The sequence below is a fragment of the Pradoshia sp. TA40_28 genome (genome assembly GCF_059694525.1).
Genome location: NZ_JCATZO010000002.1, coordinates 229,123 through 243,834 on the forward strand (window position 1 = coordinate 229,123; position 14,712 = coordinate 243,834).

13 protein-coding genes are annotated in these 14,712 nt (G+C 37.8%); all 13 read right to left on the minus strand.

What is annotated here, in order from left to right:
* Positions 1–311: 311 nt before the first annotated feature.
* Positions 312–1,391 carry a BMP family lipoprotein gene (locus tag AC58NB_RS03160; RefSeq protein ID WP_497425367.1) on the minus strand — a complete coding sequence of 360 codons (1,080 nt, stop codon included), beginning with the start codon at positions 1,389–1,391 and terminating at the stop codon, positions 312–314.
* 680 nt (positions 1,392–2,071) lie between these two features.
* On the minus strand, positions 2,072–4,402 hold the full coding sequence (locus AC58NB_RS03165) for a DNA translocase FtsK (protein ID WP_497425368.1): 2,331 nt from the start codon (positions 4,400–4,402) through the stop codon (positions 2,072–2,074).
* Positions 4,403–4,509: 107 nt separating this feature from the next.
* Positions 4,510–4,722 carry a YlzJ-like family protein gene (locus AC58NB_RS03170; protein ID WP_497425369.1) on the minus strand — a complete coding sequence of 71 codons (213 nt, stop codon included), beginning with the start codon at positions 4,720–4,722 and terminating at the stop codon, positions 4,510–4,512.
* Positions 4,722–5,444: a ClpP family protease gene (locus tag AC58NB_RS03175; RefSeq protein WP_497425543.1), complete on the minus strand. Its 723-nt coding sequence runs from the start codon at positions 5,442–5,444 to the stop codon at positions 4,722–4,724. Before AC58NB_RS03175 ends, AC58NB_RS03170 begins: the two co-directional genes overlap by 1 nt.
* Before the next feature lie 953 nt (positions 5,445–6,397).
* Entirely contained in the window at positions 6,398–6,562 is a 165-nt protein-coding gene (locus tag AC58NB_RS03180; protein ID WP_497425370.1) for a hypothetical protein, read from the minus strand.
* Positions 6,555–6,974, minus strand: coding sequence for a GNAT family N-acetyltransferase (locus AC58NB_RS03185; protein ID WP_497425371.1), 420 nt, complete (start codon positions 6,972–6,974; stop codon positions 6,555–6,557). The genes AC58NB_RS03180 and AC58NB_RS03185 overlap by 8 nt, the downstream gene beginning before the upstream one ends.
* A 203-nt stretch (positions 6,975–7,177) precedes the next feature.
* Positions 7,178–8,845 (minus strand): ribonuclease J, encoded by a 1,668-nt coding sequence (locus AC58NB_RS03190; protein ID WP_497425372.1) that lies wholly within the window; start codon positions 8,843–8,845, stop codon positions 7,178–7,180.
* A gap of 325 nt (positions 8,846–9,170) precedes the next feature.
* Entirely contained in the window at positions 9,171–10,046 is an 876-nt protein-coding gene (dapA, locus tag AC58NB_RS03195; RefSeq protein ID WP_497425373.1) for a 4-hydroxy-tetrahydrodipicolinate synthase, read from the minus strand.
* Positions 10,047–10,073: 27 nt separating this feature from the next.
* Positions 10,074–11,327 (minus strand): aspartate kinase, encoded by a 1,254-nt coding sequence (dapG, locus tag AC58NB_RS03200; RefSeq protein WP_497425374.1) that lies wholly within the window; start codon positions 11,325–11,327, stop codon positions 10,074–10,076.
* 73 nt (positions 11,328–11,400) lie between these two features.
* Positions 11,401–12,444: an aspartate-semialdehyde dehydrogenase gene (gene asd, locus AC58NB_RS03205; protein ID WP_497425375.1), complete on the minus strand. Its 1,044-nt coding sequence runs from the start codon at positions 12,442–12,444 to the stop codon at positions 11,401–11,403.
* Positions 12,445–12,627: 183 nt separating this feature from the next.
* On the minus strand, positions 12,628–13,221 hold the full coding sequence (gene dpaB, locus AC58NB_RS03210; protein ID WP_497425376.1) for a dipicolinate synthase subunit B: 594 nt from the start codon (positions 13,219–13,221) through the stop codon (positions 12,628–12,630).
* Positions 13,222–13,223: 2 nt separating this feature from the next.
* Positions 13,224–14,120, minus strand: coding sequence for a dipicolinic acid synthetase subunit A (dpaA, locus tag AC58NB_RS03215; protein ID WP_497425377.1), 897 nt, complete (start codon positions 14,118–14,120; stop codon positions 13,224–13,226).
* A 117-nt stretch (positions 14,121–14,237) separates the two neighbouring features.
* Positions 14,238–14,495, minus strand: coding sequence for a YlmC/YmxH family sporulation protein (locus AC58NB_RS03220; protein WP_497425378.1), 258 nt, complete (start codon positions 14,493–14,495; stop codon positions 14,238–14,240).
* Between the last annotated feature and the right edge of the window lie 217 nt (positions 14,496–14,712).

Below are 14,712 nucleotides of genomic sequence, written 5' to 3' on the forward strand. Positions count from 1 at the left end.
AAAACCGTGCTATATCTGGTTATTTCAACATATATGTCTTTTTTCCTACACGAAATGTTTATATATTATCAATATTCTGTTAAAAAGAATTTCCTAGCAAAATTCACTAGTATGTGCATATAGCCAAATCTACTTTTTCTTCAAAACTTTTTGATTGATCTCTGCTATTTTCGTCCCATGATTTTTTATAGCTTTCTCCGTTCAAGTACTTGCCCTTCCTCTATCATCAAGTTCCTACATAGGAGAAATCGACTTCTTAATCATGTCTGTAGATACAAAGGGATAAGGACTAAAGTCCTTATCCCTTTGCCTTATTTTACGAATGCATCAAGTTCTTTTTGAGTAGATGGTACTTTAATGTCACCATTCTTGATTTTTTCTTTGTAATCGTTGACTGTCTTAATCATTTCTTCAGATAAGTTATCTGTTGTCGGTGCGATATCAACACCATTATCTTCAAGGCCAAACTCAACGTTTTCTCCTCCAGGGAAGTCACCGTCCATTGCTCGTTTAGAGATTTCCTGAACAGCCAAGTCAACACGTTTAACCATGGAAGTTAGCGTAACATTCATATCTGTTCCACCAATTTCGCCTTCAGATGCTTGGTCTTTGTCAACACCAATTACCCATACTTCTTTTTCAGGATTATTTTTCTTTATATTTTTTGCCTCTGTGAAAATCCCCTTGCCGCCATTTCCTGCTGCATGGTAAATGACATCAATACCAGATTTATACATAGCTGACGCCGTTGCTTTACCTAGAGATGCATCACTGAAACTTCCTGTGTACTTTACTTGTACCTCAGCATTTGGGTTAACTGTTTTTACTCCGGCAATAAAACCTTTTTCAAATTTTTGAATTAGCGGATTCTCAACTCCACCAACAAAACCAATTTTATTAGATTTTGTTTGCAACCCAGCAATCACACCTACCAAAAATGATCCTTCATGCTCCTTAAATGTGATGCTGGCTACGTTATCAGCCTCTACTACTGCGTCAACGATAGCAAATTGTGAATCAGGATTTTGCTCGGCCGCCTCTTTAATTGCTTCTTCCATTGTAAAACCAATACCATATATTAAATTAAAGTTTTGGCGTACTAATTGGTTCAAGTTTGTTGTGTAATCTGCGTCAGATTCAGATTGCAAGTAGTTATAGCCATCTTTACCTTTCTCCAAACCATTCTCTTTCCCAAATTCCTGTATACCTTCCCATGCAGATTGGTTGAATGATTTGTCATCAATCCCACCCGTGTCACTAACCATAGCTACGGTGAAATTATTTTTGTTCGAACCACCATCATTTGTTTCTTCTTTATTTCCACAGGCACCAAGTATAGTTCCTGCAGCTAAAAGAAGAGACAACGCCAGTCCAAATTTACCTTTTTTCAACATAAAAACCCCCAAAAAGTATTTAGTCAGTGCTCCATATAGTATGAGCTTCTTTACTTCCTTTTACGCAGAAATATCTGTCTGAATAAGATCACATGGAGCTATCAAGCTATCTTCATCAAGGTATGCATTAGAAAAAGCGGATTGTAAAACCTTCAGCTGTTGTATATGTAATTCTAAAACTGCATGATCAGACCTTTTCCGAGAAGATACACTGATTTTCCAATAAGTTATTCAATAGGCTATTCTAAATACGATTCCTGACCTTTTCATAATTTAACATGGTTTTTAGCAAAAATAAATAGATATTCTAATATATTATTTGTGATATCTTTTCCGATAAGATTGACCCTTATAAAAACATTTATTAAAACCGCTTTATATCAACATTTAACGCTAAATAATGCTTAATACCGGAAGAAATGTTTATATTTTTCGAACATTTATATCATACAAATAATACTATATTAGTATATCTTATTTCCTTATTAGCCATAAATTATGCTATGCTATTAAACTGAATTTATTTCAAGCCAAAATTGATGAATGGCGAATACGATATTTATAACTTTATATCCATAACATCTAAATTAAATTAAAAAATAGAGCAGCTTAGGTAATGACCGCTAAAAGTTAGAGTCAAAACTAACTTTTAGGGTGAGACACCTACGCTGCTCTATTTACGAATTACTTGCCTGATCATAATCTTTAGGGACTAAAACAGTTCTTGGTTTACTTCCTTCATAAGGACCGACAACCCCGCGTGCTTCCATCTCATCAATTAAACGTGCAGCCCTGGTATACCCAATTCTGAACCGCCTCTGTAGCATTGAAACAGAAGCTGTTTGCATTTCGGCAATCAACTTGACCGCATCATCATATAAATCATCTGTTGATACACTTACATTTTCCGGTACTTCATCCGGTATCATATTCTCTTGGTATTGGGCTTTTTGTTGAGAAATAACGAAGTTCACTACATCTTCAACTTCCTGATCAGATAAAAAGGCTCCTTGTACCCGCACTGGTTTTGATGCACCTACAGGAAGGAATAACATATCTCCGCGGCCAAGAAGCTTTTCTGCACCACCCATATCCAATATAGTTCTTGAATCAATTTGGGAGGAAACACTAAAAGCAATCCGGGAAGGAATGTTGGCTTTTATAACTCCTGTAATAACGTCTACAGATGGCCGCTGCGTGGCAATAATTAAATGGATCCCTGCAGCCCTTGCCATTTGTGCAAGTCTCGTTATGGCGTCTTCCACTTCACTTGAAGCAACCATCATTAAGTCTGCCAACTCATCCACAATGACGATGATATACGGCAATAAAGGATTTTTCTCGCCTTCTTCAATATTTTGTCTCGTCACTAAGTCATTATATCCCTCAATATTCCGTGTTCCGGAATGAGAGAACAGCTCATAACGTCTTTCCATTTCCATGACAACTTTCTTTAATGCCTGGGCAGCTTTTTTCGGATCTGTAACAACCGGAGCCAATAAATGGGGGATGCCATTATAAACATTTAATTCCACCATTTTTGGATCAATCATCATCATTTTTACTTCATGTGGCTTCGCTCTCATTAGTACACTTGTTATAATCCCGTTAATACAGACACTTTTTCCGCTTCCTGTAGCTCCTGCTACTAGTAAGTGGGGCATTTTGTTTAGTTCAGCTGAAACAGCTTCTCCAGATATATCTCTTCCTAAAGCAATTAATAATTTTGAGCCGCTTTTTTCAGATGGCTGTACTTCAAGTACTTCTCTTAAAGAAACTACTGCCACATCTGAATTCGGGACTTCTATCCCAATTGCTGATTTACCTGGAATTGGAGCTTCTATCCGTATATCCTTCGCAGCTAATGCAAGTGCCAAATCATCTGATAAAGATACAATTTTACTAACCTTTACACCAACATCGGGGTGAACCTCATATTTCGTAACAGCAGGTCCTAAATGTACCTGAGTCACTCTTGCTTTAACTCCAAAGCTTTTAAATGTACTCTCTAATTTTTCTGCATTAGTATGTATTAGTTCATATTCTCCACTTTGATCTGTCTTTTTTGGTGACTTCAACAAGGAGACTTTAGGCAGTTTATAGTCCACATTTTCTACTTCTGTAAAATTCATATGCGGCACCGGATCAGGGATTACTTCCGTATCCTCCGGTTTCAAGACCTGGTCATTACTTTTCTTTTCATCGGACTCCTTATCCGAATAAGCGCGATCAGCAAAGTTCGAGATAATTCGTTCTTCAAGTGTATCTTCATTTTCAAAAGCTACACTAGGCTCCTCTAATTTAGGCGAAGTTTGTACAGTTTCACCGTCACTCTTCACCTTTTGTTTTTTATTTTTATTCTTCACAGTCTTAGGTTCGCGTATATCTTTCATAAATGCTGTCCACTGACCGGCGATAAACCTGCCGATCGAACCCACTATTTTGCCGATTGATTCATTTAATCCTTTACCTGTTATCAAAATTAACCCTGCAATGATCAACAAAAATGAAACAAATTTACTGCCAGCATCTGCGAATAAAAAATGGAATACTGCATATAGAATAGCACCAATCATCCCGCCACCAAGGTCTGTTGTACTGGCTGTTCCATCTAATTCCATCCAAAAGATTTCCCAAGTATTTAAGATCACACTTGGCTGCACAAATCCGTTATGAGAGGATAAATGCTCGAATAAAATAATATGAGAAGAGAGTAATATAGCAAAAATAATGAAATATATACCGACCAGCTGCCTTCTAAAGAAGAATGGAATTTCTCTTTTCCACATTAAGAAAACACCGAAGGCCATTAAGCCTAACAAAAGTAAAATATACCATTCACCCATAAAAAACCTTGAAAGAAACACGAATGAAGTGCCCACAGCACCAAGCTTTGCCATCGCAATTGCAGAAAAACCAAATATCGCCAATCCTGATATTTCATATTTTAATGTCGATTTTATTTGGTTACCTTTTCTGGAACGAGACTTCTTTTTTTTCTTACTCATTCGACCACCCGTATTTCATATAGAATTAAAAACGAAAAGAAAGCAGCCGACTTGGCTGCCTTTACCTCGTTCCCCCTTATTATAGCATATATATGGGATACTGACCGCTATTGAAGGTTGATTATTACAGCACCGGGTGCAAGTGTTTCAGATAAGTAATCATTGGGATCCGTGCTGATAATCCGATTAACCTTAACAGCCCCATTAGGTAACCTTTCTCCAATAAACGGGATGCCATCCTTTTTAAACATTTCAGGGCCTGCTTGATATAATTCATCATTAATAAGGGTTTCAAAAGGCAATATCGTATAATACGTCATTATTGTTTTCCTTTCATTGAGTCGTCGGATTCTCTAATCATTTCATTTAGTTTAGCAATCGCTGCACCGATTCCACCGACCTCATTAATCAAACCTGTTTCAACTGCATTATCTCCTACTACATTTGTTCCGATATCCCTTGCGAGATTTCCTCTTGCAAACATTAAATCCTTAAATGTGTCTTCACTAATATCAGAGTGTTTAACCACAAAATTTATAACTCGATCCTGCATTTTATCCAAGTATTCAAATGTCTGTGGGACTCCAATGACCAATCCAGTTAAACGAATGGGATGAATGGTCATTGTAGCTGTTTCCGCTATAAAAGAATAATCACAGCTGGTAGCAATCGGTACACCGATACTATGACCTCCTCCTAAAACTATGGATACTGTTGGTTTTGATAAAGACGCTATCATCTCAGACATGGCAAGTCCAGCCTCAACATCACCACCAACCGTGTTTAAGATAACCAACAAACCTTTTATATCAGGATTTTGTTCAATTGCAACAAGCTGCGGGATAACATGTTCATATTTTGTTGTCTTATTCTGAGGCGGCAACTGTACATGTCCCTCGATTTGCCCAATAATGGTTAAACAATGGATCGTAGAGTCCTTGGGCATTTGCGGTATATTTGTTTGACCTAAAGATTGAATTTTATCTACAAGCGCACTGGCGGCGGCTGCTTTATCACCAGCAGGCTTTTCATCATTTGGTATCTCTAACTTTTTATCCAATTTGAAATCCCCCTCTTAAAACTCTTCTTTATAGTATGTACAGAGGGCGGATTTCCATTCAAACGAGGACGTTAGGAAAAAGGATTAAAGTAAATAAAAGAATCCTCTTATCGAGGATTCTTTTCAGAAGAAACATTCTAGTTTAACACCTTAGGAGACTCAACCATGCATCAGCTGACTTTTATTTCTTGCCCGGTACATCTTGTTTCCTTACTTTATCAGCTGAAGTGTGTTTGTTCCGTTTTTATAAAGGTTTCTTTACACCTTTTCACTTCACTTACAAAACACACTGCCTATATTCAGTTTTTCGGTTACTCATATACCTGCCTGTCGATTTCTCAAAATCAAGATTATGTGGAAGGGAACTATCTAATTCCTTCTCCTAACTAATTGTGACCATCACCTTGCCTTTTTTGGTTTATGATTAGCAAGAACAAACAATCAACTCCACCCTTCTGATAAAGATCCGATGAAAGGATTTTGGTTAAGCATATTCAGACTTTTTATCCTGAAAACCTTACCTATTCAGTATAATCAGTCCTTCAATCCTTCCCCATTTGAGTTAAAAATCATTTTATTCAACTAATGCATATAACCCAGTATCACATTTGATTAAGATTCCCATAATCCTTTGTAGAAATAGCTTTCCAGGAATAAATCTTACATCGTTCATGCTTAATACTTAAACCAATTACGAATTTCTTAAGCTTTCCAATTTCGGAACGAACACTATATGATTGAGTCACCTGAAGTGTTAAACTTTTTTGTTTCCTCCTTTCTTATTACTATAATACCCGTTTTCAGGATAATAAACCGCTTTCATTTTAATTTTTTTATTTTTTTCATATACAGTTTTTGACCTTAAAGATATACTAACTAAGGTTAGTCTGACAGAGAAATGTACACGAGCACCCTTACATTAATTTTTTACAGATTCAAAAACAATGTTTTACCACTTCAATGCTGCCGCATTTATTTAGCCATAAAAAGTGCCCCATATAAAAGTTAGATTGGTGTCTATCTTTTATATGGGGCACTTCCTGAAAACCGCCTTCGACTTCTTCTAAACCTTTTCCAGGAGCAAGCCACAACTTATCCATTACTTATCATTTTTTCCAAAGATGAAAATCCATTCCTCTTCCAAAACTGTTTAACTCTCTCGTTTTCGTTCCAATCATTCAAACTAATTTTCTTGAATCCTTTTCTTTTAAATATTTCCTCTAATTCGTAGTATGCTGTTGTTCCATACCCAAATCCTTGATAATCAGCATGAATGATGAACAGGCTAATCGACACGAACTTCTCCTCTGGTTCTTCCTGATACCGGGTTAGCCCAATATAAGTATCCTCCACTTTTATCAAAAAAGTACTCTCGTTTGATGATCCAAATTCAAATTCAAATCCTTCTATAGACGATCTTCCATCTGTCCGTTCAAGGTTTGAGGTATTGGAATGAATCATTTCCTTCGCAATATATAGATTCTCTTCCACTACTTGTTCAAATGTAATCAATTTATATCACTCTTCCACTTTTATTTTTGGTTAACCAAAACAATTCCTCATAGGGATCTAACTTCACAGAGTTTATTCGTATGAACAAATTATCTAAAATCCGACTATCGGTTCCATTTTTAAAGTATAAGTATTCGTACTCTTCCTATCCTTAAAGGATGAATATAGAAAGTGGCTATCCGATGGATAGCCACTTTTCTGCTTTATACTTCCATTATAATCGGTAAAATCATTGGACGTCGTTTTGTTTTATCAAATAAATAACGATTTAAACTATCACGGACCTCCTGTTTTACACCTGCCCAGTCAAAATGATCTTTCGACGTGTTCTTAATAACAATCTCACGTACTATATTTGTCGATTGTTCCATTAATGATTCTGATTCACGGACATAAACAAATCCGCGAGAGATGATTTCAGGACCAGCTACGATACTTTTATCTGAACGGCTCAATGTCACAACGACAATAAGGATCCCATCCTGTGATAATAAACGGCGGTCACGCAAGACAATATTCCCTACATCACCTACACCGCTTCCGTCTATTAATACATTCCCTGCTATTACTTTACCCGCACTTTCAATTGAATCATTGGTAATTTCAATGATTTCACCATTTTCAGGAATATGGATACGATTTTGCTCAAATCCAATCGATTTGGCAATGCGCATATGCGCAATAAGCATTTTATAATCGCCCTGAATTGGGATAAAGTACTTAGGCTTCATCAAGTTCAACATCATTTTTAGCTCTTCCTGGCTTCCGTGGCCAGAAACATGGATTTGATTTTTACCAGCCACCACTTTAGCACCCGCTCTAAAGAGCAAATCAATAGTCCGGGACATAAGTAGCTCTCCGCCATGAACTGGATTAGCTGCTAATAATACCGTATCACCCTGTTTAATATTTACTTGTTTATGTCCATGCTTAGCCATTTTTTGAAGTGCTTCAAATGGTTCCCCCTGCAATCCCGTTGCTAGGATGATGATTTCCTTATCCTCATATTCATCTATTTGAGTGATTGGGATCAAGACATCTTCATGTACATCCAAATAGTTAAATTCCAGGGCAATCTCTAATACTTTTTCCATGGATTTACCGACTACTGCCACTTTCTTACGATTATCATAGGCAGCATTGAACACTTGCTGCAGACCATTAATATTAGAAGCGTAACAAGCTACGATTGTTCTGCCCTTAGCACTGTAAAATTCATCAGACATATGTCTTGCAACCGTTGATTCTGAAGGCGTAAAACCAATGCGTTCTGCTCCGGAACTGTCTGATAAAAGGCAAAGCACTCCTGATTCACCGATAGCTGCCATTTTGCCAATTTCGGCTTTATAGAGCCCTTGTGCAGCCTGATCAAATTTAAAATCACCGGTGTAAACAATTGCTCCTTCTTTTGTTTCAATACAGATTCCAACAGAATCAGGAATACTGTGGTTTGTTTTAAAAAATGTAATACGTGCAGAGGAAAAACGAAGTGCAGTATTTGAATCAATTACTTCAAAATCAACATTTAATTGATCATTTATTTCTGCGATTTTTGATTTCGTTAATTCTATGCTTAATCTTGTGCCGTATACAGGGGCATCCAGCTCTTCGATAATATAAGGCAATGCGCCAATATGGTCCTCATGGCCATGTGATAGAAAGATTCCCTGTATTCTTTCTTTATTTTCAATAAGATAAGAGATGTCCGGAATAACAACATCTATACCAAGCATTTCAGTCTCTGGGAACATTAAACCGGCATCAAGAACAAAGATATCTTCGTCCACTTCAACGAGATACATATTCTTCCCGATTTCACCTGCTCCTCCCAATGCTATCACTTTAATTTTCTGTCTAGTTTGTTTTACCAATTTATTGTTCCTCCTGTTATCAACTACTCGTCCATTTTCCAGTTGAATCCATTATAACCGATAGTGCTGTGGCATGCCACTGACACAGTCATTTTTAAATTATCTATCCATTCTGATTTAGGCCATTATTTTGAATAAAAACATCTTTATTACCCTTACAACCTAGAGTTCTTTATTTTGCCATGAGCAGTCAAATCTTTATATCTCCCAGTATACGATCAAAATAAAAATAAACCTGAATATGTATGATATATAGCTCAATAGAATAGAAAAGCCAATCGCATAAGATTGGCTTTTCTCCACCAGACTTAGAAATTAGACAAACTTAATTATGCATGTTTAATAGATTGATCAATGTGCTGCGTTCAACTTCATTTAAAGGAACAAGAGGTAATCGAACAGATCCTACGCTCATTCCCTTGATTTGCAAGGCTGTTTTTACAGGAGCCGGACTAGGTGCCATAAATAACCCCTCAATCATAGGAAGTAGCTTCTGGTGCATTTTGGCTGCTTCAGCTATTTCTCCCTCAAAGAAATAACCAATCATTTGTTGGATGTCACGTCCAATGATATGAGAAGCCACGGAAACAACACCCGCTCCACCGATAGATAATACCGGAAGTGTTAGTCCGTCATCTCCACTGTATAATTCGAAATCATCAGGTGTATTGGCAATGATTTTAGTCATTGCATTTAAATCACCGCTTGCCTCTTTGACTGCGACGATATTTGGAACCTCCGCCAGGCGAATAACTGTTTCTGGATGGATATTTGTTACCGTCCTGCCTGGTACATTATAGACCATTACAGGTAGTGAAGTAGCTTCAGCCACTGACTTGAAGTGCTGATACAGCCCTTCCTGATTTGGTTTATTATAATAAGGAGCTACAAGCATGATCGCATCTACACCGGCAGCCTCTGCCTTTTTCGTTAAATGAATGGAAGCATATGTGTTATTTGAGCCTGTGCCAGCTATAACTGGTATGCGTTTATTAACAGTCTTCACAACATATTCAAATAAAGCTACTTTTTCTTCTGTTGATAAAGTTGGAGATTCACCGGTAGTCCCTGAGATCACCAAGGAATCTGTTCCCGTTTCAATTAAATAATCTATCAACTTTGCTGTCTTACCAAAATCAATATTTCCTTTATTATCAAAAGGAGTAACCATTGCGGTGGACACGCGTCCAAAAAGACCCATTCTACCACTTCCAATCCTTAAATTTTATTATTCCGCTATTTCTCTATATTCAATTAGATGTTCATCTAGCAAATGGAGATTAAACGCTTCATGTAGAGCATTTACCGCTTCAACTAAATCTTGTTCTTTAACTAATACCCATATAGTTGTATGGCTATCCGCCGATTGCAGAATCTGTATGCCCCGTTCGGATAATGGAGTGACAATTTTTGCGGTGACTCCAGGCACTCCAGTGATTCCTGCCCCAACGACAGATACTTTGGCACAGTTTGCTTGTACACGAGGCTCATAGCCTAATTCTTGTAATAGCATAACCGCCTTATCGGCGTCCTGATTGGAGACAGTATATACGGCACCATTGGGATAAATATTGATAAAATCCACACTTATTCCCGAATTGGCCATTGCTGTAAAGACCTCAGCTTGTAAATCATACTGGTCTTCTTTCGCTTTTACTTTAATCTGAGTGATATTGCTTACATGTGCAATACCTGTTACAAGTCGTTCCTGGATATCACTGCCGCGTCGGTGCTTCGGATGACCTGTCACTAACGTTCCTTCCCCTTCAGAATAGGTTGAACGGATCCTTAAGGGAACCTTAGCCTGCATGGCAATTTCGACTGCTCGAGGATGAATAACTTTAGCTCCCTGGTAAGCCATATTACAGACCTCTGTGTAAGTTACTACAGACAGTGGTCTGGCTTGTTCTGCAATGCGGGGGTCTGCTGTCATAATTCCTTCCACATCCGTGAATATATCAACATACTCAGCCTTTAATGCGGCTCCAAGGGCTGCTGCCGATGTGTCACTGCCTCCACGGCCGATCGTTGTTATATCTCCATTTTCAGCAACCCCCTGAAAACCAGTGACAACGATGACATCTGATTGTTCAAGTTCATCAATCAGTCTATCAGTCTTCATTTCCATTATTTTCGCATTTGTAAAATCATTATTCGTTCTAAATCCAGCCTGTCCTCCAGTTAAGGCAGTAGCCTTAATTCCCTTTTCCAGGAGCATATTGGTAAATACAACCGCTGAAATAATCTCACCGCAAGATAAGAGCAAGTCCTGCTCGCGATCTCCCAAGTACATTCCATTTCCATTCACAAGCGATAGCAATGAATCAGTTGCATAGGGATCACCTTTTCTCCCCATAGCAGATACCACTACTACTATCTTAAACCCTTTGTCTAAACCTTTTTTAATATGTTGAAAAGCATACGTTCTGCTTTCTGCATCTTTAACAGATGTACCGCCAAATTTTTGAATGATGATCTTCACTTTTCACACCCCAAAATTGGCCTTCATATTATAAGAAAATAAGAAGGCCGGAATATCCTCTATATGTGCTTACTTATACAAGTCCTAATCGAACAAGACTCTCCGCTATCTGGACAGAATTCCAGGCAGCCCCTTTTAATAGGTTATCTGAAACAACCCACATATGGAAGCCGCTATCTTCGTCCAAATCCTTCCTTACTCTTCCTACAAAAACTTCATTTTTCCCTACACAGTCTGCAGGCATTGGATACACCTGATTAGCAGGATCATCTTGAAGGACAACTCCAGGAGCATCCATTAATAATCCTTTTACTTGTTCAGCACTGACGCCTTCGCTTTCAATTTCAAAATACACTGATTCAGAATGACCCACCGCAATAGGAAGGCGGACACATGTAGCAGCAACTTGAAGAGAAGGCATATGCATTATTTTTTTTGTTTCATTAATCATTTTCATTTCTTCATACGTATAGCCATTATCTTCAAAGACATCTATCTGAGGAATGGCATTAAAAGCAATCTGATAATGTTTTTCTGCACCTTTAACAGGTAGTATAGATGGATTAACAGCCTTACCGGCTAAAATATCGCCTGCTTGCCTATTTAATTCCTCAACAGCGGCTGCACCAGCACCAGATACAGCCTGATAGGTGGAAACAATAATTTTTTTAAGTCCATGGGCTTTTCTAATTGGTTCAAGTGCTGCAACCATTTGAATAGTCGAACAGTTTGGATTCGCAATGATCCCCTGATGCTTATGAAGATCTTCTTCATTTACTTCAGGAACGACAAGCGGTACATTCTCGTCCATACGAAATGCACTTGTATTATCAACAACGATGGCACCTCTTTTAACTGCTTCAGGTGCTAGTGCTTTTGATATACTGCCGCCAGCACTGAACAGAGCGATATCGACCCCTTCAAAGCTCTCTGGCTTTGCTTCCTGTATCGTAACGATCTCACCGTTAAATTCAACTTGTTTACCAGCAGAACGAGAAGAGGATAATAGGCTTATTTTCCCTACAGGGAATTCCCTTTTTTGTAGTGTTTCAATCATTTGCTGTCCTACAGCCCCAGTAGCACCCACTACAGCTACATGCAATTTTTTTTCATTCATGGATGTTTCCCCCTCCTATAAATTCCAATATTTATTTTAATGTAAACTGCCACAAAAAATTAGAAATGTTGTAAAAATTATTCTTATATATATTTATAAAAAGGAGCAACATTCTTTTCAGAACAATGAATATATTCTTCTTTAAAATATATCACAAGATGTCATTTTTTTAAATCATCCACATTAATCTCTGTATCTTTCAATGATAATAGGCTGGATTTGTTTTGCTTCAAGAGCATATTCCACCGTCTCTAATAAACTCTCCATTTTAGCCACCATGGAATTTGGTTTTTTTATGGGGTCATCCTGACCAAATGGAATAAAGAATATATCTTTAGTACTTAGCAGTCTCATTAAATTTACACCATTTAAACCAAGCGCATCATTTGTTGAAATACCGAGTACAACTGGGCGATGATTTCTAATGGTTGCTTTAGCTGCCATAAGGACTGGTGAATCATTTTGTGCATTTGCAAATTTACTCATCGAAACACCAGTCAAGGGGGCGATTACCATACAGTCCAATGGATATTTTGGTCCTAATGGCTCTGCATCGACAATCGTATCAATCACTTTTCTGTTTGTCAGTTTTTCAATTTTTGTTATCCAATCCTCACCCTTGCCAAATCTCGTATCCGTATTTTTAACCGTATAACTGACAACTGGAACAACTTCTGCTCCTGCGTGAACCAGTTTTTCGATTTCAGGATAAACTTCATCATACGTACAATGTGATCCAGTTAATCCAATACCTATTCTCAACCCCTTAACATCCATCCTTATGTCTCCTTTCCATTTCCCAGATCATCCAAAAGTAATTGAGCCAGGACATTAGCTATAATTTGGCCAGCTGTTTTAGGTGCCACAATCCCAGGTAATCCAGGCGCTAATATCGCTTTAATTCCACGTTTTTCTGCATATCTGAAGTCAGTTCCACCCGGTTTCGAGGCTAAATCGATAATCAATGTTCTTGTAGGCATTTTTGAGATGATTACGGCCGTAACAATCTTGTGAGGCACAGTATTTATACAAATATCTACATTCTCAACAACTGACTCTAATTTAGATAAATGAAAAGGAGTCAGCCCCATTTCTGCTATTCTGGCTATATGTTCTGATTTACGGGCACCCACATGAACTTTAGCTCCAAGTCCATGAAAAGCACGTGCCACACTCATCCCCACTCTCCCCAATCCAAGGACAATCACATTAGACCCATGTATCGTAAAATCTGTATGCTGAATTGCCATCATAATCGTGCCTTCAACGGTGGGAATCGAATTGTAAATGGCTACATCATCCCGTTCAAATAGTTGGACCAATTTACGGTTTGCCAGCTTCGTTATATTTGTTAAATAATCATTGCTTATCCCCGAGTAAATTGTGCAATGTTCCGGGGTTTCCTTTAAAAAAGCTTCTGTCAGAACAATCTCCCTGTTCGAAAAAATAGTATCCAGCTTCCCTTCCACATTTGTCCCTGGAACAGGTAAAATGATGGCATCCAGTTCTTTCACAGGCAAATCTTCCAGACTTTCCTTAACTGCTCCTGTGTAAGCATGTGCTAATTGTTCAAACCCTGTTAAATACACCTTTGCATCCAACTCGGTTAATTTTCGAATCACTTCAAGCTGCCTGGCATCTCCTCCGAGAACAGCAATATTCATTCCTGTGAGCATGGAAGATTTTCACCTTCTTTATTTTTTAAAGATCAATTCATCCACTCTCATAGTATGAACAGAAGATGGCATACGTGATAAAAACGAAATCAACAAAAAAACGCCCTTGGCGTTTTTTTAGAAATCATTTATTGTATTTTCGTTAGGGATATCTATGATAATCATATCCGTACCTATTTTTTGTATATGACTCCACGGGACACGGACTTCATTTCCATTTTTTCTAAATCCAAACCATTTTCCCGATGGGATTAAGAGTGCGGTAATTTGACCGGTTAATTCATCTATCTCCAAGTCTGTCTGGCCCAACACTCCTAATCGCTCTGCTTTTTTAATATCTACAATCTCTTTTCCGCTTAATTCACTCAGCTTCATTTCGGCCACTCCTCTTCATATACTTACTCTAACTATATGAAGTGGTGGCATCCTTTTAGAAGCGAAAGTTGATCAGAAATGACCTAATAGAAAAACAAGACTGCTTATAATCCAATAGATTAAGCGCCAACTTACTCAATGGATCATCACACAAAACAATACAGCATTTTTTGTTGTGACTTTAAATGAATAAAAGGTGTTGTAATTATATAAATAT

Coding starts and splice junctions, on each gene's coding strand:
- AC58NB_RS03180 (WP_497425370.1), bottom strand. CDS start 6,562: ATGGATAAGTTGTGGCTTGCTCCTGGAAAAGGTTTAGAAGAAGTCGAA.
- dapA (WP_497425373.1), bottom strand. CDS start 10,046: ATGGGTCTTTTTGGACGCGTGTCCACCGCAATGGTTACTCCTTTTGAT.
- AC58NB_RS03170 (WP_497425369.1), bottom strand. CDS start 4,722: ATGACGTATTATACGATATTGCCTTTTGAAACCCTTATTAATGATGAA.
- asd (WP_497425375.1), bottom strand. CDS start 12,444: ATGAATGAAAAAAAATTGCATGTAGCTGTAGTGGGTGCTACTGGGGCT.
- dpaB (WP_497425376.1), bottom strand. CDS start 13,221: ATGGATGTTAAGGGGTTGAGAATAGGTATTGGATTAACTGGATCACAT.
- dpaA (WP_497425377.1), bottom strand. CDS start 14,120: ATGCTCACAGGAATGAATATTGCTGTTCTCGGAGGAGATGCCAGGCAG.
- AC58NB_RS03165 (WP_497425368.1), bottom strand. CDS start 4,402: ATGAGTAAGAAAAAAAAGAAGTCTCGTTCCAGAAAAGGTAACCAAATA.
- AC58NB_RS03220 (WP_497425378.1), bottom strand. CDS start 14,495: ATGAAGCTGAGTGAATTAAGCGGAAAAGAGATTGTAGATATTAAAAAA.